19 protein-coding genes, 1 pseudogene and 1 riboswitch are annotated in these 21,574 nt (G+C 71.0%); of the genes and pseudogenes, 8 read left to right on the top strand and 12 right to left on the bottom strand.

Going from position 1 to position 21,574, the window contains the following annotated elements; all coding sequences use genetic code 11:
• Nucleotides 1-109 precede the first annotated feature (109 nt).
• Complete coding sequence (gene tuf, locus ACFU9P_RS23845; RefSeq protein ID WP_384084130.1) at nt 110-1,279, bottom strand: elongation factor Tu; 1,170 nt, start codon at nt 1,277-1,279, stop codon at nt 110-112.
• Between the two features lie 504 nt (nt 1,280-1,783).
• On the opposite strand from tuf, the gene ACFU9P_RS23840 reads away from it, so the two are divergent.
• Nucleotides 1,784-2,485: a TVP38/TMEM64 family protein gene (locus tag ACFU9P_RS23840; protein WP_376380182.1), complete on the top strand. Its 702-nt coding sequence runs from the start codon at nt 1,784-1,786 to the stop codon at nt 2,483-2,485.
• A 20-nt stretch (nt 2,486-2,505) separates the two neighbouring features.
• On the opposite strand, the gene ACFU9P_RS23835 is transcribed toward ACFU9P_RS23840, so the two are convergent.
• Nucleotides 2,506-3,576, bottom strand: a complete 1,071-nt coding sequence (locus ACFU9P_RS23835; protein ID WP_384084126.1) for an enoyl-CoA hydratase/isomerase family protein — start codon at nt 3,574-3,576, stop codon at nt 2,506-2,508.
• Nucleotides 3,577-3,624: 48 nt separating this feature from the next.
• A riboswitch (cobalamin riboswitch) is annotated at nt 3,625-3,863 on the top strand.
• A 352-nt stretch (nt 3,864-4,215) separates the two neighbouring features.
• On the opposite strand from ACFU9P_RS23835, the gene metE reads away from it, so the two are divergent.
• Nucleotides 4,216-6,507, top strand: coding sequence for a 5-methyltetrahydropteroyltriglutamate--homocysteine S-methyltransferase (gene metE, locus ACFU9P_RS23830; protein WP_384084122.1), 2,292 nt, complete (start codon nt 4,216-4,218; stop codon nt 6,505-6,507).
• 48 nt (nt 6,508-6,555) lie between these two features.
• Here metE and ACFU9P_RS23825 read toward each other — a convergent pair whose 3' ends face one another.
• The gene (locus ACFU9P_RS23825) at nt 6,556-7,884 is read right to left on the bottom strand and encodes an MFS transporter (protein WP_384084119.1); all 1,329 of its coding nucleotides are present in this window, start codon (nt 7,882-7,884) and stop codon (nt 6,556-6,558) included.
• 87 nt (nt 7,885-7,971) lie between these two features.
• Nucleotides 7,972-9,093: a hypothetical protein gene (locus ACFU9P_RS23820; protein WP_384084116.1), complete on the bottom strand. Its 1,122-nt coding sequence runs from the start codon at nt 9,091-9,093 to the stop codon at nt 7,972-7,974.
• A 44-nt stretch (nt 9,094-9,137) separates the two neighbouring features.
• On the opposite strand from ACFU9P_RS23820, the pseudogene ACFU9P_RS23815 reads away from it, so the two are divergent.
• A pseudogene (locus tag ACFU9P_RS23815) lies at nt 9,138-9,263 on the top strand (DUF4442 domain-containing protein); the annotation flags it as partial.
• A 93-nt stretch (nt 9,264-9,356) separates the two neighbouring features.
• Entirely contained in the window at nt 9,357-10,076 is a 720-nt protein-coding gene (locus ACFU9P_RS23810) for a DedA family protein (RefSeq protein ID WP_384084113.1), read from the top strand.
• 91 nt (nt 10,077-10,167) lie between these two features.
• Here ACFU9P_RS23810 and ACFU9P_RS23805 read toward each other — a convergent pair whose 3' ends face one another.
• Nucleotides 10,168-10,698 carry a gamma carbonic anhydrase family protein gene (locus ACFU9P_RS23805; RefSeq protein WP_384084110.1) on the bottom strand — a complete coding sequence of 177 codons (531 nt, stop codon included), beginning with the start codon at nt 10,696-10,698 and terminating at the stop codon, nt 10,168-10,170.
• A 208-nt stretch (nt 10,699-10,906) separates the two neighbouring features.
• Between ACFU9P_RS23805 and ACFU9P_RS23800 the strand changes: the two genes are divergently transcribed.
• Nucleotides 10,907-12,133 (top strand): cytochrome P450, encoded by a 1,227-nt coding sequence (locus ACFU9P_RS23800; protein WP_376380203.1) that lies wholly within the window; start codon nt 10,907-10,909, stop codon nt 12,131-12,133.
• Between the two features lie 117 nt (nt 12,134-12,250).
• Here ACFU9P_RS23800 and ACFU9P_RS23795 read toward each other — a convergent pair whose 3' ends face one another.
• From ACFU9P_RS23795 to ACFU9P_RS23775, 5 genes are all read right to left on the bottom strand, one after another.
• Nucleotides 12,251-13,516 carry a cytochrome P450 gene (locus ACFU9P_RS23795; protein WP_376380205.1) on the bottom strand — a complete coding sequence of 422 codons (1,266 nt, stop codon included), beginning with the start codon at nt 13,514-13,516 and terminating at the stop codon, nt 12,251-12,253.
• Nucleotides 13,513-14,127 carry an ATP/GTP-binding protein gene (locus tag ACFU9P_RS23790; RefSeq protein WP_376380207.1) on the bottom strand — a complete coding sequence of 205 codons (615 nt, stop codon included), beginning with the start codon at nt 14,125-14,127 and terminating at the stop codon, nt 13,513-13,515. The genes ACFU9P_RS23795 and ACFU9P_RS23790 overlap by 4 nt, the downstream gene beginning before the upstream one ends.
• Nucleotides 14,108-14,464, bottom strand: a complete 357-nt coding sequence (locus ACFU9P_RS23785; RefSeq protein WP_046498252.1) for a DUF742 domain-containing protein — start codon at nt 14,462-14,464, stop codon at nt 14,108-14,110. Before ACFU9P_RS23785 ends, ACFU9P_RS23790 begins: the two co-directional genes overlap by 20 nt.
• The gene (locus tag ACFU9P_RS23780) at nt 14,461-14,883 is read right to left on the bottom strand and encodes a roadblock/LC7 domain-containing protein (protein ID WP_046498256.1); all 423 of its coding nucleotides are present in this window, start codon (nt 14,881-14,883) and stop codon (nt 14,461-14,463) included. The genes ACFU9P_RS23785 and ACFU9P_RS23780 overlap by 4 nt, the downstream gene beginning before the upstream one ends.
• A 117-nt stretch (nt 14,884-15,000) precedes the next feature.
• On the bottom strand, nt 15,001-16,797 hold the full coding sequence (locus tag ACFU9P_RS23775) for a sensor histidine kinase (protein WP_384084103.1): 1,797 nt from the start codon (nt 16,795-16,797) through the stop codon (nt 15,001-15,003).
• Between the two features lie 490 nt (nt 16,798-17,287).
• On the opposite strand from ACFU9P_RS23775, the gene ACFU9P_RS23770 reads away from it, so the two are divergent.
• A complete protein-coding gene (locus ACFU9P_RS23770; RefSeq protein WP_384084100.1) occupies nt 17,288-18,028 on the top strand; it encodes an acyltransferase in 741 nt (246 codons plus the stop codon).
• Between the two features lie 127 nt (nt 18,029-18,155).
• On the top strand, nt 18,156-18,728 hold the full coding sequence (locus ACFU9P_RS23765) for a helix-turn-helix domain-containing protein (protein WP_376380217.1): 573 nt from the start codon (nt 18,156-18,158) through the stop codon (nt 18,726-18,728).
• Nucleotides 18,729-18,762: 34 nt separating this feature from the next.
• Here ACFU9P_RS23765 and ACFU9P_RS23760 read toward each other — a convergent pair whose 3' ends face one another.
• Both ACFU9P_RS23760 and ACFU9P_RS23755 read right to left on the bottom strand, forming a co-directional pair.
• A complete protein-coding gene (locus ACFU9P_RS23760; RefSeq protein WP_384084097.1) occupies nt 18,763-19,170 on the bottom strand; it encodes a CoA-binding protein in 408 nt (135 codons plus the stop codon).
• Nucleotides 19,171-19,275: 105 nt separating this feature from the next.
• Nucleotides 19,276-20,034 carry a hypothetical protein gene (locus ACFU9P_RS23755; protein WP_376380223.1) on the bottom strand — a complete coding sequence of 253 codons (759 nt, stop codon included), beginning with the start codon at nt 20,032-20,034 and terminating at the stop codon, nt 19,276-19,278.
• A 247-nt stretch (nt 20,035-20,281) separates the two neighbouring features.
• On the opposite strand from ACFU9P_RS23755, the gene ACFU9P_RS23750 reads away from it, so the two are divergent.
• Nucleotides 20,282-21,568, top strand: coding sequence for a hypothetical protein (locus tag ACFU9P_RS23750; RefSeq protein WP_384084094.1), 1,287 nt, complete (start codon nt 20,282-20,284; stop codon nt 21,566-21,568).
• Nucleotides 21,569-21,574: the final 6 nt, after the last annotated feature.

Genomic DNA, 21,574 nt, shown 5'->3' with positions numbered 1-21,574 from the left:
TTCTCTCCCCCTCTTCTGGTGTGCCTTTCTTTTTGTGTGCGTTTTCTCCCCCCCCCCCCCTGGGGGGGGGAGGTCGCCCCCCGGACCGCGCGAGCGACGGCGGGAGCCGTCAGAGCAGCGACGTGACCGTACCGGCGCCGACGGTACGGCCGCCCTCGCGGATCGCGAAGCCGAGCCCCGGCTCCAGCGGGATGTCACGCCCCAGCTCCACGGTCAGCGCGACCGTGTCCCCGGGGCGCGCCACCGCCGCCTCGCCCAGGTCGATGTCGCCGACCACATCCGCGGTACGGATGTAGAACTGCGGCCGGTATCCGCTGGTGACCGGCGTCGTACGGCCGCCCTCGCGCGCCGACAGCACATACACCTGCGCGGTGAAGCGCCTGCTCGGTGCGAGACTGCCCGGCGCCGCCACCACATGCCCCCGGCGCACCGCGTCCCGCTCCATCCCGCGCAGCAGCAGCGCGACATTGTCCCCGGCCTCCGCGGACTCCATCGGCTTGCCGAAGGTCTCCAGGCCGGTGACCACCGTCTCCGCGCCGGCGCCCAGCACCTCCACCCGGTCACCGACCCGTACCGTGCCGCGCTCGACGGCCCCGGTGACGACCGTGCCGCGCCCGGTGATGGTGAGCACGTTCTCCACCGGGAGCAGGAACGGCGCGTCCGTGTACCTGACGGGCATCGGCACATACGTGTCGACGGCGTCGAGCAGCGCCTCCACGGCCGCGGTCCAGCGCGGGTCGCCCTCCAGGGCACGCAGCCCCGACACCCGGACGACGGGCGCCGCGTCACCGCCGTACCCGTGCTCGGTGAGCAGCTCGCGCACCTCCAGCTCGACCAGGTCGGTCAGCTCGTCGTCACCCGCGTCGGCCTTGTTGAGAGCGACGACGATGTGGTTGACGCCGACCTGGCGGGCGAGCAGGACGTGCTCGGCGGTCTGCGGCATGATCCCGTCGAGCGCGGAGACGACGAGGATCGCCCCGTCGAGCTGGGCCGCGCCGGTCACCATGTTCTTGATGTAGTCGGCGTGGCCCGGCATGTCCACATGGGCGTAGTGCCGGGTGTCCGTCTCGTACTCGACGTGCGAGATGTTGATGGTGATCCCGCGGGCGGCCTCCTCCGGGGCCCGGTCGATCCGGTCGAACGGTACGAAGGAGCTGGTCCCGCGGGCGCTGAGGACCTTGGTGATGGCGGCGGTCAGGGTGGTCTTGCCGTGGTCGACATGGCCCATGGTGCCGATGTTCAGGTGCGGCTTGGTGCGCACGTATGCCGTCTTGGGCATGGTTCGCTGGTTCCTTCCCGGAACTCGAAGCTGAGAGGGACCCCCGGGCCTTGCCGACCCTCCCCCTGCGGGGTCCGCCGGACGATCCGGGAAGGGTCAGCTTCGGGCGCCGCCGGAGGACGCTGCCGCGGCGAATGCCGCTGCGGCATCCGCTGCCGCCGCGAAGGCATCCGCCGCGACAACGGCCGCGGCGGGTGCGACAGGCGCGGCCGTGCACGCCACGAGGAAGACGGCAGCCTCCGGCGCGTCCGCGACTGCGGACGGCGCTGCGGGGAAGGCGTACCGGACCATGTCCCAGATCCTCGCCCAGGCCCGGCCGATGCGTCGAACGATTTTCCGCCGGGCCGCAGTTGGCCGACTCCAGCCGTGGGACCGGCCGAGGCGCGGCTGACCGGCGCGTTCTTCGGCCCGGTGTGCCCGGGTTGCGCCGGACACGCGCCGGACGGGAGGCGTCCGTCACCTGGTCCCCGGCGACCGGACATCTTCGTCGGTTACGCTCCCCGCGTGCTCGACACCGCCCCCCGGTCCTCGCGAAGCCTCGCGCTCCGTTGCTACCGGGCACTCCTCTCGCCCTGGGCGAGATTCGCCGTTCTCGTGGTGCTGCTCGGCGCCGCGGCCACGGTGGTGCTGCTGTACGAGCCGCAGAAGCTGCTCTCCGACGGCTGGCTGCCGCGTGTCGGCGGAGGCGTCGCCGTGGTGCTGTTCACCGTGGGGTACGGGCTGTGCGCCACGGCGTTCGTACCGCGCCCGCTGCTCAACATCGCCTCCGGCGCGCTCCTCGGCTCGTACCTCGGGCTGGTCGCCGCGCTGGCCGGGACGGTGCTGAGCGCGGCCATGTCCTTCGGGCTCGGGCGCCTCCTCGGCCAGGACGCGCTCCGCCCGCTGCTGCGGGGCCGCTGGCTGAAGGCGATAGACCGTCAGCTCAGCACCCACAGCTTCCGGTCGATGCTGATCATCCGGCTCTTCCCCGGTGTGCCGTTCGCCCCGATCAACTACGGTGCGGCCGTCTCCCGGATGCGGTGGACACCGTTCCTGCTGGCGACCCTGATCGGTTCGGTCCCCAACAACGCGGCGTATGTGGTCGCGGGCAGCCGGGCCGCCTCGCCGACCTCGCCGGTGTTCCTGGCCGCGATGGGGTTCATCGTGGTCAGCGGGCTGGTCGCGGCGGTGGTCGCCTGGCGCAAGCGCCACCACCTCCGCCGCTGACCGCACCCCTCACGCTTCTGTCAGACCCCGGCCGCCAGTCCGAGGTCGCCGCCCGGCGGCGGGGCGAAGAACCGCGCCACATCCGCCTCCGTGACCTGCGCCAGCTCCTTCGGTGACCAGCGCGGCCTGCGGTCCTTGTCGATGACCTGCGCCCTGATCCCCTCCAGCAGATCGGGCGTCGCCAGCGCGGCACACGAGGCCCGGTACTCCTGGTCGAGCGCCTCCTCCAGCGTCGGCAGCGGACGGGCCCGGCGCAGCGCTTCGAGCGTCGCCTTGAGCGCGGTGGGCGACCGGGTCAGGATCGTCTCGGCGGCCTCCTTCGCCGCGGGCAGACCGGTGGCGAGCAGCCGCTCGACGATCTCCTCGACCGTGCCGGCCGCGTAGCAGGGGTCGATCCACTCACGGTCCGCGGCGAGTTGGCCCTCGGGCGCGGCCGTCCCGTACCCCCGTACCGTTTCGGTGACGTGCGCCGCCTCGCGTACGTCGGGGCCGGCGAGGGCGGTCCGTACGGCGTCCAGCCGCTCCGAGGGTACGAAGTGATCCGCGAGGCCGCAGAGCAGTGCGTCGGCCGCGCCCACCGCCCGCCCTGTGAGGGCGAGATGGGTGCCCAACTCGCCCGGCGCGCGCGAGAGGAGATACGTGCCACCGACATCGGGGACGAGGCCGATGCCGGTCTCGGGCATGGCGACCGCCGACCGTTCGGTGACGATCCGGACGGTGCCGTGCGCCGACACACCGACGCCGCCGCCCATCACAATGCCGTCCATCAGCGCCACATAGGGCTTGGGGAAGCGGGCGATCCGGGCGTTGAGCCGGTACTCGTCGCGCCAGAAGGCGGGTGAGGCGGCGCCGCCGGTGCGCGCGTCCTCATGGATCGCGCGGATGTCGCCGCCGGCGCACAGCCCGCGCTCGCCGGCGCCCGAGATGATCACCGCCGTCACACTCTCGTCGTCCTCCCACCGGGCGAGCGCCTCGGAGATCCGCAGCACCATGGGGTGGGTGAGGGCGTTGAGCGCGCGGGGCCGGTTGAGCGTGATACGGGCGGTACGGCCCGCCCGGCCGAGCAGTACCGGTTCGTCTTCGTGGACCATGGCGCCAGTATTCAGGACCCACGTTTCGAGCAGGTCGCGTTCCGGACCTATGCTGGACGCGCAGTCGGTTCGCCCTGCCCGCCAGGCAGGCGCGTCGCAAGAGGGAACCCGGTGGGAATCCGGGACTGCCCCGCAGCGGTGAGTGGGAACGACCGCCGTCATACGCACTGGACGCACCGCGTCCGGGAAGCGACGGCCAGTAGGTGCCTTGTCCGCGTACGCACATCGCGTACGGCCACGAGGCGCGCCCGCGAGTCCGAAGACCTGCCACTGCCCGTGTGCGAGGACCGCGCACGGAGATCTCGGTGACCTCGTGGGCGGGTCGGCGGATACGGGCGGGCGCGCGCCACATGGCTGCGTCGCACATGGCGGTACGCAACATGGCTGCGTCGCACATAGCTGCGCGGCACATGGCTGCGCGGCACATGGCTGCACAGCACATAGGTGCACGGCATATATGTGCGCCGCACATGGCAGTGCGGCACATGGTGTGCGGCACCCGCCCCGGCCTCCGTTCCTTCGCTGCACACGAGTTCCGCCGGGATCGTTCCCGTACGACTCGCGAAGGAGAGTCCCGTGACACCCACGTCCGCAGCCGCGGCATCCCGGTCGGACCGGCCGGGTCAGAGGCCCGCGCCCATGCCCAGGTCCACCGTCCATGGCTACCCCCGCCAGGGCGCCGACCGGGAACTGAAGAAGGCGATCGAGGGGTACTGGAAGGGCCGGGTCACCGCGGACGCGCTGCGGGAGACCGCCGCCGGGCTGCGCCGCGACACCTGGCGCGAACTGGCCGGCGCCGGACTCGACGAAGTGCCCACCGGCCACTTCTCGTACTACGACCATGTGCTCGACACCAGCGTCATGGTCGGCGCGGTCCCGGCCAGGCACCGGGCCGCCGTCGAGGCCGACGCGCTCGGCGGCTACTTCGCCATGGCGCGTGGCGCCCAGGACGCCGCGCCGCTGGAGATGACCAAGTGGTTCGACACCAACTACCACTATCTCGTCCCCGAGTTGGGCCCGGACACGGTCTTCAGCGCCGACTCCGCGAAGCAGAGCGGCGAGCTGCGCGAGGCCCTCGCGCTCGGCCACACCGGCGCCCGGCCGGTGCTGCTCGGCCCCGTCACCTATCTGCTGCTCGCCAAGCCCGCGCCCGGGGTGGCCGCCGGATTCGAGCCGCTCACCCTGCTCGACCGGCTGCTTCCGGTGTACGCGGAAGTGCTGGCCGATCTGCGGGCGGCCGGCGCCGAGTGGGCACAGCTCGACGAGCCCGCCCTGGTCCAGGACCGTACGCCCGCCGAACTGGACGCGGTCGCCCGCGCCTACCGCCGCCTCGGCGCGCTGACCGACCGGCCCCGGCTGCTGGTCGCCTCGTACTTCGACCGGCTCGGCGAGGCCCTGCCCGTACTGGCGAAGGCGCCCGTGGAGGGGCTCGCGCTGGACTTCACCGGCCCCGCCGCCGCCAATCTCGCCGATCTCGCGGCGGTCGGCGGACTGCCCGGCAAGCGCCTCGTCGCCGGGGTGGTGGACGGGCGCAATGTGTGGATCAACGATCTCGCGGCCTCGCTGACCACCCTCGCGACCCTGCTCGGTCTCGCCGAGCGGGTCGATGTGTCGACATCCTGCTCGCTGCTCCACGTCCCGCTGGACACCGCAGCCGAGAAGGATCTCGATCCGCTGCTCACCCGCTGGCTGGCCTTCGCCCGCCAGAAGACCGACGAGGTCGTCACCCTCGCCCGCGGTCTCGCACGGGGCACGGACACCGTCGCCGCCCGGCTGGCGGCGAACCGCGCCGATCTGGCGTCCCGGACCTCCTCTGGCGTCACCCACGATCCCGTCGTACGGGCCCGCTGCGCGGCCGTGACGGACGCGGACGCCCGCCGGGAGCAGCCGTACACCGAGCGCGCCGCCGCGCAGCACGAGCGGCTCGGACTGCCGCCACTGCCGACGACGACCGTCGGATCGTTCCCGCAGACCGCCGAGTTGCGCACCGCCCGCGCCGAACTGCGGGCGGGGCGGCGGGACATGGCTCACTACGACGAGCGCGTCCGGGCCGAGATCCGCGAGGTGATCGCCTTCCAGGAGAAGTCCGGCATCGATGTCCTGGTGCACGGCGAGCCCGAACGCGACGACATGGTGCGGTACTTCGCCGAGCGCCTCACCGGATTCCTGGTCACCCGGCACGGCTGGGTCCAGTCGTACGGCACCCGCTATGTCCGGCCGCCGGTCCTCGCGGGGGATGTCTCCCGGCCCGCCCCGATGACCGTGGACACCATCTCGTACGCACAGTCGCTGACCACCCGGCCCGTCAAGGGAATGCTGACCGGGCCCGTCACCATGCTGGCCTGGTCGTTCGTCCGCGACGACCAGCCGCGCGGCGCGACCGCCCGGCAGGTGGCGCTCGCGCTGCGGGACGAGGTGGCGGATCTGGAGGCGGCGGGTACGGCCGTGATCCAGGTCGACGAACCGGCCCTGCGCGAGACCCTGCCCCTGCGCGCGGCGGACCGGCCGGCGTATCTGGACTGGGCCACCGAGGCGTTCCGGCTGACGACCTCCGGGGTCCGTCCGGACACCCAGATCCATACGCACATGTGCTACGCGGAGTTCGGCGACATCCTCCCGGCGATCGAGGATCTGGACGCCGATGTGATCAGCCTGGAGGCGGCCCGTTCCGGTATGCGGGTCGCCGGCGAACTGGCGGCGGCGGGCTATCCGCGCGAGGCGGGACCCGGGGTGTACGACATCCACTCGCCACGGGTGCCCTCGGCCGAGGAGATGACCGCCCTGCTGGCCGAGGGACTTGAGGCGATCCCGCCGGAGCGGCTGTGGGTCAACCCCGACTGCGGGCTGAAGACCCGGAGCTGGGCGGAGGTACGTACGTCCCTGGAGAACCTGGTCGCCGCGGCCCGGCGCACCCGGGGGCTGGTCTCCTAACCGGCGGTCTCCCGGACGGCTCCTGGCCGGCTCGGCCGCCCCGGGGCCTCAGGCCGGTCTCACCTCGTCCGGTGAGACCGGATCCGGGGCGGTCCGCGCGGCGGCCGCCCCGGTCTTCTCCGATGTACGGCGGGTCAGTCGCCGTACATCGGGGACGGTCAGGACCGCCGCCGTCAGCAGGACGATCAGCGCCGAGCAGCCCCACAGCGCCGTACTCCGTCCGAAGGCGCTCTCCGCCGGGCCCGCGAGCGCCGTGGCCAGCGGAATCATGCCGACCGAGCCCAGCCAGTCGTAGGCGGACACGCGGGACAGCTTGTCCTCCGGGATCTCCTGGTGCAGCGAGGTCATCCACGAGACACCGAAGACCTCGACGGAGACGCCCGTCAGGAACATCACCACCGCCAGCCCCACGACGGGCAGCGGCACCGCGAGCCCGGCCGAGGGCAGGGCCAGCGGGAAGACACCGAGGGTGCCCGCGAGCAGCATCCGGCGCGGGCGCCAGCGCATCATCAGCAGCGCGCCGCCGACCGTACCCGCGCCGAAGGCCGCCAGCGCCAGGCCCCAGGGGCCCGGACCGCCGAGTTCGTCCCGGGCGACCAGCGGCCCGTACACCGCCTCGGCCGCCGAGACCATCGCGTTGACCACCGCGAACTGGACGACGATGCTCCACAGCCAGGGCCGGCCGGTGACCTCCCGCCAGCCGTCCCGCAGATCGGCGAGCATCCCCTCGCCCGGCCCGCGCGGCGGTATATGGCTCACATCGAGGAAGGCGCGCATCGACCCCGCGACCAGGAAGGCGGCGGCGTCGATGGCGAGGACCCAGCCCGGCCCGAACAGCGCGATCAGCGCGCCGCCCAGGGCCGCGCCGCCGATCCCGGCGCCCTGCATCGCCATCCGGTAGAGGGCGAAGGCACGGCCGGCCTGCGCTCCGCTGACGCTGGACATCAGCATGCCCTCGGAGGCCGGGCTGAAGAAGGCGTGGGCGGTGCCGCCCAGCGCGGTCAGCGCCATCATCTGCCACAGCTCCGGCTCGCCCGTGAGGACGAGGACCGCGAAGGACGCCTGCGAAAGGCAGTTGACGGCGTTGGCGGCGACCATCACCCGGTGCCGGGGGAGCCGGTCGGCCAGCGCGCCGCCGATGAGCAGGAAGAGGACGAGCGGGACCGTACGGGCCGCCGCCACCAGCCCCACATCGCCCGCGTCGCCGCCCGACTCCAGCACCGCGAACGCCGCGGCGATCATCGCACCCTGGCTGCCCAGATTGGTGACGATCGCCGCGGCGGTCAGCAGTGTGTAATTGCGGCCGGCCCACTCGGGACGGCGGGCGAGACGGGTGCCACGGGGGCGACGGGGGCTTCTGCCGACGGGAGAGTTCACTCAGGGACTATCGCCGCCCCGGCGCCCGGATGCCAATCGGTTACGGGCCCGGACGCCGGCCGGTCACGAGCGCGGAACGCCGATCGGCTATGACGAGGAGCCCGCCAGCCGTACGGTGCTCAGGATCTGCTTGATCGTCGCGTCCGGCACCTCGTCCGGCACGTCCTTGTTGGCGTACAGCACCCAGGTCGCGAAGTCGCCCTTGGCGTTGGTGAAGGTGAAGGCGATCGACTTGCCGTCGGTGTCGCACTTGTTGGGCTTGGACACCCCCGTGGTGGCGGCCGTCGCGTAGTGCCCCTTGAGCCCGGACTTGGTGGTGTACGGCTGGGCCTCGGTGACCTTGACCTTCTGCTTGACCACGGAATCCGGCTCCTGCTGGGCATAGGCGGCCCAGGCCCAGCTTCCCGCCTCGTTCTTCGCGGCCGACGCGGTGTCCTTGGCGCCCTTGCCGCCCTTGGTGCCGGTGCCCGCGAGGCTGCTGTCCTCCATCCTGCCGTCCTTGTTGGTGTCCTGCGAGCACCACTTGGACTTGTAGAAGGCGGGCGCGGAGAAGGAGAGGACGGGCGAGCCGTCGTTCTTCTTGTGGTCCTCGAAGCCGGATATGACGCCGGTCCCCTCGACCTCCCAGTCGGCCGGGACATCGAACTGCGTCCCGTGCTTGGGGTTGGTCACGACCTTCCAGCCCTCGATCAGCGGCTTGCTCTCGTCACCGGCCCTGGGGTTGCCGGTGGGCGCGTCCTCACTCGGCTCGGTGGGCTCGGGGGCGGACGCCGAGGGCTTGTCGTCGGCGGCCTTGTCGGCCGTACCGCCGTCCTTGTTCATCACGAAGAACGCGGTGCCCGCGGCGGCGACTACCACGACCGCGGCCGCGACGACCGCGACGACGGTCGTCTTCTTCCTGTCCGGCGACGGTCCCGGCGGTCCGGGAGGGCCGGGCTGCCCCTGCTGGCCGTACTGTCCCGGTGCGGCGTACTGCGGCGCGGTCGGCTGCTGGTACGGGTTGGGCTGCTGGTACCCCTGCTGCGGATACCCCGGATCCTGGTACCCCGGCTGCGCGTAGCCGGGCTGTTGAGGCTGCTGGGGCTGGGGCTGCTGATATCCCGGCTGCTGATAGGGATTCGGCTGCTGGTACCCCGGCTGCTGGTACGGATTCGGCTGCTGGTCCTGCGGGTTCTGCTCGCCCCCGGGCGGCTGCTGTCCTGGCCACATGGCGAGTAACCATAGAGGGGTCGCCCCACCGCTGCCACGTCCGGTCCGTCAGGGGACGGCCGGGCTCCGCCGAGCGCCCCGAATTCCCGGTGACCGTCACGGTTACCCCGGAGGACGGTGCGGTGACAGGTGAGATGACAGTCGTACGGACCCTCCGCCCGCACTCCTGACCGGCCTCCGCCACCCGGTAGGCTGCCCGCGGTGCGCCCGCGCGCGCCGGGCAGCCGCCCGTCGATGGTCAGGTTGTACGGAGGGAACCGGCGTTGCACGTCCAGGACTGGCTAGAGACCATCCCCCCGGTGAGCATCTATCTCCTGGTCGGGATAGTGATCGGGCTGGAGAGCCTCGGGATCCCGCTGCCCGGTGAGATCATCCTCGTCAGCTCGGCGCTGCTCGCCTCGCAGCACGGCGACATCAATCCGTACATCCTCGGCGCCTGCGCCACGGCCGGCGCGATCATCGGCGACTCGATCGGCTATGCCATCGGCCGCAGGGGCGGCAGGCCGCTGCTTGCCTGGCTCGCGGTGAAGTTCCCCAAGCACTGCGGTGAACCCCAGGTCGCCCTGGCGGAGCGGTCGTTCGAGAAGTGGGGGATGTGGGCGGTCTTCTTCGGGCGTTTCATCGCCCTGCTCCGTATCTTCGCGGGCCCGCTCGCGGGCGTGCTGCGCATGCCGTACTGGAAGTTCCTGATCGCCAATGTGCTGGGCGGAATCCTCTGGGCGGGCGGCACGACCGCCGTCATCTATACGGTGGGGGTCGTCGCCGAGGCCTGGCTCAAGAGGTTCTCGTGGCTCGGTCTGGTGCTCGCCGTGGTGATCGGGATCGTCTCGACGCTGGTCGTACGGAACCGCGCCAAGAAGGCCGCGGAGGACTCGGCCGTACAGCCGGTCACGGAGTCCGCCGGACAGCCCGAGCCCACAGAACCGGCACGGACAGTGACCAAGCCGGCGGACGAGCCCGGCAGCGTGCCCGCCGCCGACTGACCGGAAACCGCCCCGGCCGACGCCTCACCGGCCCCGCTCGTCCCGTACGCCTCAGGCGCCTCGCGTACGGCCCGGCCGCTTCCCGTACGGCTCAGCCCTCGTGCGCCTCGCGGTGGGCCCTCGCCGTCTCGACGTACCTCTCCGCGGTCCCCCTGATCCCCGCGCGCTCCTCCTCGGTCAGCTCGCGCTTGACCCTGGCCGGCACCCCCGCGACCAGCGAGCCCGGCGGTACGCGCATGCCCTGCGGTACGAGGGACTGCGCCGCGACCAGCGAGCCCGTACCGATCAGCGCGCCGTTGAGGACCGTGGCGCCCATCCCGATCAGCACCTCGTCCTCGACCGTGCACCCGTGCAGCACGGCGTTGTGACCGACCGACACCCGCTCACCGACCGTGAGCGGGAATCCGGGGTCGGCGTGCAGCGTGCAGTTGTCCTGGACGTTGCTCCCGGCGCCCACCGAGACGGGCGCGCGGTCCGCCCGCAGCACGGTGTGGTACCAGATGCTCGCCTCCGCGCCCACCGTCACCTCGCCCACCACGACGGCGGTCGGCGCCGTGAACGCCGAGGGAGCGACGGCGGGTTCCCTGCCGCCCACACCCATGATCAGTGCCTGTCGTGTCATGCCGTCTCCTCGGTGCCGTCCCGGTCGCCCGCGGGCCGCTTCGCGCGTACGGGCCGGATGCGGGGCCCGCGTACAGGCACCGTAAGCGACCCGTACCCCGCGGTGAGCGGCAGGTCGGCCAGGAGTCGGCTTTTTGTGATGACGGATGATCAATAACCTTGGAGGCAGTGCCCGTTACCGATCGGGCCGGGATCGAACAAGGAGCTTCATGGCCACCGCACAGCAGGTTCCCGACATCCTTTCCCCCGAGTTCGCCGAGAATCCGTATCCGGCCTATCGCGTGATGCGGGAGAGCGCCCCGCTCATCTGGCATGAAGCCACGCAGAGTTACATCATCTCGCGGTACGAGGATGTCGAGCGTGCCTTCAAGGACAAGGAGTCGGTGTTCACCACCGACAACTACGACTGGCAGATCGAGCCCGTACATGGCAAAACGATCCTTCAGCTCAGCGGTCGCGAGCACGCGGTGCGCAGGGCGCTGGTCGCGCCCGCCTTCCGCGGCAGCGATCTGCAGAACAAGTTCCAGCCGGTCATCGAGCGCAACTCCCGTGAACTGATCGACGGCTTCCGGCACACCGGCTCCGTCGATCTCGTGGAGTCCTACGCGACCCGCTTCCCCGTCAATGTCATCGCCGACATGCTGGGTCTCGACAAGGCCGACCACGCCCGCTTCCACGGCTGGTACACCGCGGTCATCGCCTTCCTCGGCAACCTCTCCGGCGACGCCGAGGTCACCGCGGCGGGCGAGCGCACCCGGATCGAGTTCGCCGAGTACATGTTCCCGATCATCCGGGAGCGGCGCGAGAACCTGGGGGACGATCTGCTCTCCACGCTCTGTTCCGCCGAGGTCGACGGCGTACGGATGAGCGACGAGGACATCAAGGCCTTCTGCAGTCTGCTGCTCGCCGCGGGCGGCGAGACCACCGACAAGGCGATCGCCAGCATCTTCGCGAACCTGCTGCTCCACCCCGAGCAGCTCGCGGCCGTACGGGAGGACCGCACCCTGATCGACCGGGCCTTCGCGGAGACCCTCCGCTACACCCCGCCGGTCCACATGATCATGCGCCAGACCGCCCGGGACGTCGAGCTGAGCGGCGGCACGATACCCGAAGGGGCCACGGTCACCTGTCTGATAGGCGCCGCCAACCGGGACGGCTCGCGCTTCCGGGACCCCGACACCTTCGACATCTTCCGTGACGATCTGACCACCACGACCGCCTTCTCCGCCGCCGCCGACCATCTCGCCTTCGCACTCGGGCGGCACTTCTGCGTCGGCGCGCTGCTGGCCAAGGCGGAGGTCGAGACCGGCGTCAACCAGCTTCTGGACGCGATGCCGGATCTCCGGCTCGCCGACGGCTTCGACCCGGTCGAGCAGGGTGTGTTCACCCGTGGACCGCAGACGCTGCCGGTGGAGTTCACGCCGGTTACGGCCTGACCGGTCCTGGCCCGACCGGCACCCGCCGGGCCCGGGGGACGACAACCCCGGGCCCGGCGGCCGGTGCGGGGGCGGGCCGTACCGTACGTACGACCGGCCGCGCCGCGCGCAGTGGCGTTACTGCACGACCGGGGTGAAGCTCACCGGCAGCGCGGTCAGCCCCCGCATCCAGATGGACGGCCGCCAGTTCAGCTCGTCCGGCTCCACCGCCAGCACCACATCGGGCAGCCGCTCCAGCAGCGTCTCGATCGCGGTACGGGCGATCACATCGGCCAGCAGCGGTGCCGGATACGGGCAGCGGTGCTCGCCGTTGCTGAACGAGAGATGCGCGGAGTTCTCGGCGCCGACATGCCCCTCGGGCCAGAGCTGCGGATCGGTGTTGGCCGCCGCGAGCCCCAGCACCAGACAGTCGCCCGCCTTGATGTGCCGGCCGCCGAGCTGGGTGTCCCGTACCGCCCAGCGGCCCACGAAGTTCTGCGTCGGGGTGTCCAGCCACAGCACCTCGTTGAGCGCCTGCCCGACGCTGAGGCGCCCGCCGGACACATTGAGCGCGAACCGGTCGTCGGTGAGCAGCAGACGCAGGGTGTTGCAGATCCAGTTGGCCGTCGGCTGCTGGGCCGCGGCGATGACGGTGATCAGGTCGACGACCATCTCCTCGTCCGTCAGCCCGGCCGGATGGGCCAGCATCCTGGAGGTGATGTCAGGGCCGGGCGTGTCGCGCTTGTCCTTGACCAGCTGCTGCATCCGCTCCATCACGCGCACATAGGCGGCGACCGGATCGTCCCCCTCATTGGCGTCCAGCGAGATCCGCAGATCGCGCACCAGATCCTCGGTGTCCACACTGTCCGCGGGCATACCGCAGAGCCGGACCACCGCCCGCATCGGGAGCGCGTGTACGTACGCGGACATCAGCTCGGCCTGCCCGCTGCCCGCGAAGGCGTTGATGAGCCCCTCGGCGATCTCCCGGCAGAGATGGGCGAGTTCGAACTGGTCGATGGCCTCCAGCGCGTCGGTGATCACCCCGGCGCGCCGCTGGTGTTCGGGACCTTCGGCGAACATCACCGACGGCTGGTAGCCGACGAACGGCATCAGCGGCCAGTCGGCGGGGATGGACGCCCACTGGTTCCAGCGCCGGGAGTCACGGGCGAACAGCTCGTCGTGGCTCGTGACGTACGAGACCTCGGAGTAGCCCAGCACCAGCCAGGCGGGAATGCCGCCGTCGAGGGTGACGGGGGCGATCGCGCCGTGCTCCCTGCGCAGGGTGCGGTAGAGCTGGGACGGGGTCTGCTGGTACTCCAGTCCGCTGAGCGGCACCGCGCCCGTGTGCGCGGGGCATTCGGGCGGCGGCGCCTGGTCGGGTGCGGAGCCCGCGGCGTCGGTCATGGTGTCATCTCCCGGGCCATGGCCAGTTCGTAGAGGTGGTCCACAAGGGTGATCAGTACGTTCTTGCCGGACGAACGTACCCGGGCGTCACAGTCGACCAGCGGGACATGGTCCGGCAGCGAGAGCGCCTGGCGGATCTCGTCCAGGGAGAACGACGAGGCGTCGCCGTCGAACCGGTTGACCGCGACCACGAACGGGGTTCTGTGGTGTTCGAGCCGGTCGATGGCGTACCAGGACTCGCTCATCCGCCGGGTGTCGACCAGTACGACCGCGCCGAGGGTACCGGAGAACAGCCGGTCCCAGAGGAACCAGAACCGTTCCTGCCCAGGTGCGCCGAACAGATACAGCACCATCAGCTCGTTGAGGGTGATCCGGCCGAAGTCGAACGCCACGGTGGTGGTCGTCTTGGCGGGCAGTCCGGCTGTCTCGTCGACACCGATCCCGGCCTGGGTCATCACCTCTTCGGTGTTGAGCGGCCGGATCTCGCTGACCGAGCGGACGAGGGTGGTCTTTCCGACCCCGAACCCGCCCACGATGACGATCTTCAGCCCGGTCTCGGCGGCATCGGCCAGCGGTGTACGGGCCGGGAGTTCAGAGGTTGCGGAGTCCAAGGAGCACCTCCTTCAAGAGGGCGGAGTCGGGAAGTTCGGCGGAGCGCGCGGCGCGCGGGTGCCGGGCGGTGATCCGGCCCGTCGCGAGGAGATCGCCGAGGAGGATACGTACCACCGTCACCGGCAGCTTCAGCTCGGCTGAGATCTCGACGACCGCGGTGGGATGGCGGCACAGGCCGAGGATCTTGACGTGCTCCGACTGCATCCCCTGCGTCGGCTCGCACTCGCTGACGATCAGGGTGACCAGGTCGAACGAGTCGTCGTCGGCACGGCTGCGGCCACCGGTGACGGTGTACAGCCGGTCGGGATCCCCGGTGTCGACGGGCCGGCGGATCATGACGGTGAACTCTCCTGGAGCGGTGTGCGCGGCTCGGCCCGCAGATGCTCACCGATCTGCTCGACCAGCTCGGACATCTGGTGGCCCACCACCCCGGGGTCGGCGCCGTCCTCGGCCACCACCGCGAGATGGGCGCCGTCGCCGGCCTCGACGATGAAGAGCAGTCCGCCGTGGAACTCGGTCATCGAGTGCCGTACGCCCCCGGTGCCGTTGCCGAACTCCACCGAGGCGCCCTGTGCGAGCGCCTGGATGCCTGAGCAGATGGCGGCGAGCTGATCGGCCTGGTCGAGGGTGAGATGGCGGCTCCAGCAGAGCTTCAGCCCGTCGCGGGAGAGCACCAGCGCGTGCCGGGTGCCGGGGGTGCGCTCCAAGAGGTTTTCGAGAAGCCAGGTCAGGCTGTTGTCAGTGGTGGTCTGCATGGTGTGCGTGGGGCGGGTTGTCCCGGTGAGCCGGTCACCAGCCCGTGCCTCCTGTCTCGGGTTCGGGTGGGGTGGGCGCCGATTCCCCGGGCGCCGTACGGGGAGAGCGCGGGCGGACTAGGCCCTGTCCGTCGGAAGCCCGGGTATGCCGCTTGTGCCGTCGGTCCCGGAGGTGTGGTCGGAGGTGCTTCCGGTGCCGGGCGTGCGGTCGGTGGCGGTGTCGGCCGGGGTGGGGGAGGTGGCGGCGCGGCGGGCGCGGTGGAAGGCGCCGAACTGCGAGCCCGCGTCGCGGGCGGGACGTTTCGCCTCGGTCCCGGACTCGGACTCCGGCTCCGTCTGCGGCCTGCCGCGGTCCGCGGCGGCCATGGTGCGGCCGGGCGGGCGCACCGGAAGACCGTTGGGCGTCGCCACATCGGGACCGTCCCCGGCCAGGGACGGCGCGGTGGTGGACCGGTCGTCCGGCGCGGAGACCGACGGGGAGGGCGGCACGGAAGTGACCGGCGGCGCGCCGGCCGCGGCGACCGCCGACTGCGGTGCCGTACGGAGCAGCGACTGCTCGGCGGCCAGGATCCGCTGCTGCGCGATGAGCTGCGGCGGGAACAGCACCACGACCCCCGTACCCCCGCGTGACGAGGGCCGGTAGTTGACGCTGATGTGGTACTTGGCGGCCAGCCGGCCGACCACGGCCAGACCGAGCCGGGTGCCCTGGAGCATCGCCAGGTCGGTGACCCGGCCCGACACGGACTCCTCGGCACGCCGCATGGCCGCGTCGGCCATCTTCAGTCCGCTGTCCTCGATGGTGACCACGAGGCCCGCCGTGCGCTCCTCGACATAGACATGCACTTCGTCGATCGGCGGGGAGAAGTTCGCCGCGTTGTCCATGAGTTCGGCGAGCATGTGCATCACCGGCTCGGCGGCGAATCCGGCGATCGCCGCGGTGCTGGAGCAGTGCAGCCGTACCCGCTGGTACGCGGCGATACGGCCCACCGCGCCGCGCAGGATGCTCTCCATGCCGATCGGCTTGTTCCAGGCGCGGCTCGCGCGGCCGCCCATCAGCAGGGCCAGCCGGTCGGTGAGCAGCCCGAGCTGCGAGGTGTTGTGGTCGAGCTTGAGGAGATCCCCGAAGACCTCCTCGCCGTGCCGGTCCTGCATCTCCCGCAGATCGGCCAGCATGCTCACGGCCTTCGCCTGCACCCGGCTCAGGGCCTTGGCGCTGGCCGCCTGCGCCGCCGCCGCGCGCCGCTCGCTGGTGGCGAAGTTCCGTACCACCGAGTCGACCAGGACCCGCAGCCGGGGATCGGCAGGAGGATCGATACTGCCGAGCACCGTGTCGGCGGAGCCGCCGCCGCGCAGCCCGTCCAGCGCGGTGGGCAGCGTCCTGGTGGTGAGCAGATCCAACTCGTCGGTGAGCCTGCCCAGTTGGGTCATGGCGCTGTCGCTGTCGGCGGTGGCCCGGGCGGCGCGCTCCTCGGAGCCCGCCAGTTCCGCGGTGAACAGCTCAAGGAGGCGGCGGAGCTGAGGATCGGACGGCGTGGGCGTGGCGGCGAGCGTCTCGTCGGAACCCGCGCCGTCCCGGACTCTCTTGACCACCGCGGGCAGCGTGACATTCAGCAGATGCGCGCACTCGGCGCCGGACTGGGCGAGCCGGGTCTGTGCCGTCCTGATCTCGCTCTCCGCCGTGGCGGTGGAGCGCCGGACCCGGCGTACCAGCAGCGCGGCGGTGACGACGGCGACCGACACACACGCCCAGGCGACCGTGACGGTGGCGGCCACCCAGGTACGGGCGGAGGCCGGGGCCGCCGCGGCCACCGCGCCCGCGACCGCGCCGGACAGCACCACCACCGTCAGGGGTACGGCGAGCGACGACCGTGTTGTGCGTATGCGGCGCGGGCTGGGGGCGACAGGCACTGACATTCCGCGGTCCCTCGGTACTTGAGTGCGGGGGGAACAGACCGGCCGACCAGCGCGGTTCGGCCGCACGGGCGGGATCGGACACCGATGAGGACGGTGATCTTCCGCACCACATGTGGCGCTCATGCTAACCACGTCGAGTGGTGCGGGAGGCCAGGGAAAGGCCGGAGCCCACACAACGGGGGAGTTCGTCCCGAAGTCACCCACCGGCCAGCGTCGGTATGGTAAATGGGAATGGCCGCCGTCGGCCCTTCTGTCCGGGCCCGCCATGCCCGTACGGACGTCCACACCGCCCCTTGGGCCGCCGGGAAGGCGGCCGGAGGGAGCGCGTTCGGGCCTCAATCGTCGCTGTGGTCAACTGATTTCAGCCATCCGAACCCCTCGTACGGGTGTCCTGACGCCTCCAGCGGCGGACGTCAGGGGGCGTCCGTGGGGTGAACGTCACAGCGGGTATGCCCGATCCGGTCGGTCCCGGCCCACTACCGTGAGGCGCGTGCCGAAGAACAGAAACACGTTCTCATCACTGGGCACCTGGCGGCGGCGCCTGCTCGCGCGGGCCGTCCAGGGCGGGTGGCGATGGCTCCAGGAGGCGGGCGCGGTGAGCGCCGAGCGTCCGGGGCGGCTGCGCTTCCGCCGGATCGGCACCGGCACCCGGCTCGCGTTCCCGCAGGGCACGGTCTTCGGCGAACCGTGGATCGAGCTGGGGGACCACTGCGTCATAGGCGAACATGTCACGCTGACCGCGGGGATGATGCCCGGAATCGACCTCGGGCCCGAGACGGTGCTGACGCTGGGCAACGGGGTGGTGCTGGGCCGGGGCAGCCATGTGATCGCCGACACCACGGTGTCCATCGGCGCCGACACCTACTGCGGGCCGTATGTCTACATCACCTCGACCAACCACAGTTACGACGATCCGGCCACGCCCGTCGGCAAGCAGTGGCCGCGTATGGAGCCGGTGGAGATCGGGCCCGGCTGCTGGCTGGGCACCGGCGCGGTGATCCTGCCCGGAGCGCGGCTCGGCCGGAATGTGGTGGTCGCGGCGGGCGCGGTCGTACGGGGAGAGGTCGCCGACCATGCGGTGGTGGCCGGGGCGCCGGCCCGGGTCGTACGGTGCTGGGACGCCGAGCGGGGCTGGCAGCCGCCGCTGCGTACGCCCGCACCGGTGCCGATACCGGAGGGGATCACGCCGCAACAGCTTCTGGCGCTGGGCGAGCTGGAGCCGCCCTCCTGACCTGCCGCGCTCCCCGGGCGGCCGGTGCGGTCATCACGGGCCCCGCAGTACAGTGCGATGAACGATGGGGTGCACCACACCGTAGTGCGGTCCATTGAACTATCTCATTGAATATATTGGACGGAATGTGTCTGACCTCGATCAGCTCACGCAGTCGCTGGCCCGTAATCTCAAACGCTGGCGAGGTGAACGGGGCTTCACCCTGGACGCCCTGGCCGCCCGCGCGGGGGTCAGCCGTGGAATGATCATCCAGATCGAGCAGGCACGTACGAATCCGAGCGTCGGCACCACCGTCAAGCTCGCCGACGCGCTCGGCGTCTCCATCACCACGCTTCTCGACTACGAGCAGGGCCCGCAGGTCCGGATCGTGCCGGAGAGCCAGGCCGTACGGATGTGGTCCACCCCGGCGGGCAGCAGCACCACCTTGCTGGTGGGCACCGAGGCCCGGGGGCCGCTGGAGTTGTGGTCCTGGACGCTGATGCCCGGGGACGCCAGCTCCTCCGACCCGCATCCGCCGGGCACCACCGAGCTGCTGCATGTCACCGCGGGCGAGCTGACCCTCGTCGTGGACGGCGAACCGCACACCGTGCCCGCGGGCGCCGCCGCGGCCTTCGAGGCGAGCGTGCCGCACATCTACCGCAACGACGCCACGACGACCTGCGAGCTGGTGATGGCCGTCTCGATCCCGCCCGTACGCTGAGGCGCCGGTACGCCGCCGCAGGCGGCCGGTCCGGTCAGGTGAGCTGCGGGATCTCAATCGCCGGGCACCGGTCCATCACCATGTCGAGCCCGGCCGCGCGCGTACGCCCGTACGCCTGCTCGTCGATCACCCCGAGCTGGAACCAGACGGCCTTGGCGCCGATGGAGACGGCCTCGTCGGCGACCTTCCCGGCCAGCTCGCTGTTGACGAAGACATCGACCACATCGACATCGAACGGAATGGCGTCGAGCGAGGGATAGCCCTGCTCGCCATGGACCGTCTCGGCCTTCGGATGGACGGGGACGACCCGCTTCCCGAACCGCTGGAGGACCTCGGCGACGCGGTACGCGGCCCGCCCCTGGTTCGACGACAGGCCGACGACGGCCCAGGTGTCGCCGGACTCCGTGAGGATCCTGCGGATCGTCTCCTGATCGGCGTACATGCGTGGCCTCCCATGGGCTCAAGGTCTACGCAACCGACAACGACCGGCGGCACCCGGCGATTCCCGGGGACGAGTCCCCGGGAACGCGGTGGCCGGAAGTCGCCATCACGGGGTGCGCGGCACGTCCCTGGCGTTCTCCCAGTGCCGGTCGAAGTACGCCTTGAAGTACGACGCGGCCTCGCTGTCCTCGATCCGCATCCCCTGCACCCGGTCGCCGACCGTGAAGGCGAGGAACACCGCGGTCGTGTCCATGATCGCCATGCTCATCAGATCGGCCTTGATCGGCCAGGTCACCTCCCGGACGCTGTACCGGTGCAGATCACGGGTGTCGTTCCGGTGCCGGGTGATCCAGTCCGCGTAACCCCTGGACGAACCCGAGCCCGAGCAGAACAGCCGCCGTACGGAGCCGCCGGCGCGCGCCCAGTCGAGCACCACCCGGAAGTAGTCCGCGAAGGCGGCCGTGGACTCGCTGAAGGCGTCGGGGGTTTCGATCCGCATGTACCAGGTGTCCAGGTGGCGCGGGCTGCGGTGGACGAGATGGTCGGTGAGCGCCTGGTAGAAGGACGCGGCATCCGGATAGTGCTCGATACGGGAGGTGTTGACCTGGTCGAAGTCGCGCCGCAGCGACGCCACTTCGGCGCTCAGGCCGGCGAGTTCCCGGTGTGAGCGGGTCAGTGGGACAAGGGCGCGCAGGATCGCGTACACCGCGGTGAAGAGGAACGGCATCTGCCAGGCGGGGGAGAGTCCGAAGAGCGCGGCGGCCAGCGATCCGCAGACGGCGATGAGACAGGCGACGGCGAGTCCCCGTTCGTCCCAGCGCTCGAAGAGGCTCCCCGGTTCCGGCGTCGTACGCGTACCGGCCATGCACACCTCACAGGATCCGTTGGATTCCGATGACGGGGCGTCATATCTTAAGCGCTGAAGGCCTGTTGAGCGCAGGGTTTTACGGTGGCAGTACCGGCCGATGACATTCCGTCTGCGGGACCCGCCCCGGCCGCCGGCGGCGAGCTGTTCGCCGTGGATTGGCCTTTGGTTCACCCGGCTCGTCGTGCGGGCGCGTAAAGCTGTTCATCACGTGGGACGAGGACAGCGGGGGAGGGTGTCCGTGGCCATGGGGGGAAGACAGGTCGTCGAGGAGCCGCGGCTGGAGATACGGCGGCCGTCGTCGCCCTGGTGGCGGAGGCGTGACTTCCTGGTCGTGTTCCTGCCCCTGCTGGCCGCCGTGCTGACCGGTGTGACGCTGCTCGCCGCCGCCGGGAAAATCCTGCTGCCCTTCGAGCGGATCACCACGCTGGAGGCCAAGATGGCCTCCAAACGGGACTTCTTCGAGGACCCGGAGGTCCAGCGGCTGCTGCTGAAGCACCGGATCCGGGTGCACATCACCAGTTCGGGCTCGCGCGAGGTGGCCATCCGGGACATCTCCTCGTACGACTTCGTGTTTCCCTCCGGCCAGCCCGCCGGGGACCTGATCGTCGCCGAGCGCCAGGCGAAGGGCCGGGACCCGAAGGTGTTCCGGCCGTTCGTCAGCCCCATCGTGCTCCCCACCTACCGCGCCTACGCCGAGACCCTTGAGGACGCCGGTATCGCCACCGCGCAAAGCGGCTCCGGTCCCGGCCGGCCGCTCTACTACGTCCTGGACATGGAGAAGTTCCTCAAGGCCATCGCCCAGAAGCGGCGGTGGAACGAGATCGGCATCCGCGACCACGGGATCAGCAACGCGAACCGGATCGTCGTCCAGAGTTCCGATGTCTGCGACTCCAACTCGGCGGGGACCTATCTGGGACTGGTCGCCTTCACCTGGCACGGCGGGGCGGACGAGGTGCCCGACACCGACGAGGAGGCGGACGGACGCGGCCGGGCCATCAAGCCCCTGATGGACCAGGGCCTGCCGGGCACGGATGTGTTCCGTACGTACATCTCACCCGAGGGCGACAGGATCGCGCCCGTGGTGGTGGCGTACGAGCACCAGTACCTCAACTACCAGGCGCAGTACCAGGCCGAGTCGGGCAAGCTGGACACGGACCGGGTGCTGCTCTACCCGTCGGCGCAGTTCGTGACCCAGCCGCAGTTCATCGCGCTCAACGAGGAGGGCGACCGGCTCGGCGAACTCATCACCCATGACCCGGAGTTGCGGCAGCGGGCGATGGAGCTGGGCTTCCGGATCCTCGACCCCGCCGGGGAGGTCGCGGGCGACCAGCTCACCACGTTCCTGGAGGAGCGGAACATCCCGGTCCCCTCGATGGCGGACGACAACACCCGCTCCTCGATGCCCAGACTCCGGTACCTGGAACGGATGATCTCCATCGTGGGGGGCTGCCCGGCCGTCGACATCCCGGACGTGGCGCCACCCTCGGCAAAGCCCCCGAGTGCCGGTAAAGCAGCGGGAGTTCCCGAGTGAGCCGGA

Source organism: Streptomyces sp. NPDC057617 (assembly GCF_042800555.1).
Classification (GTDB): Bacteria; Actinomycetota; Actinomycetes; order Streptomycetales; family Streptomycetaceae; genus Streptomyces.
Note: the sequence above shows the minus strand (reverse complement) of the source record. Positions and strands in the feature narration are given on the sequence as shown.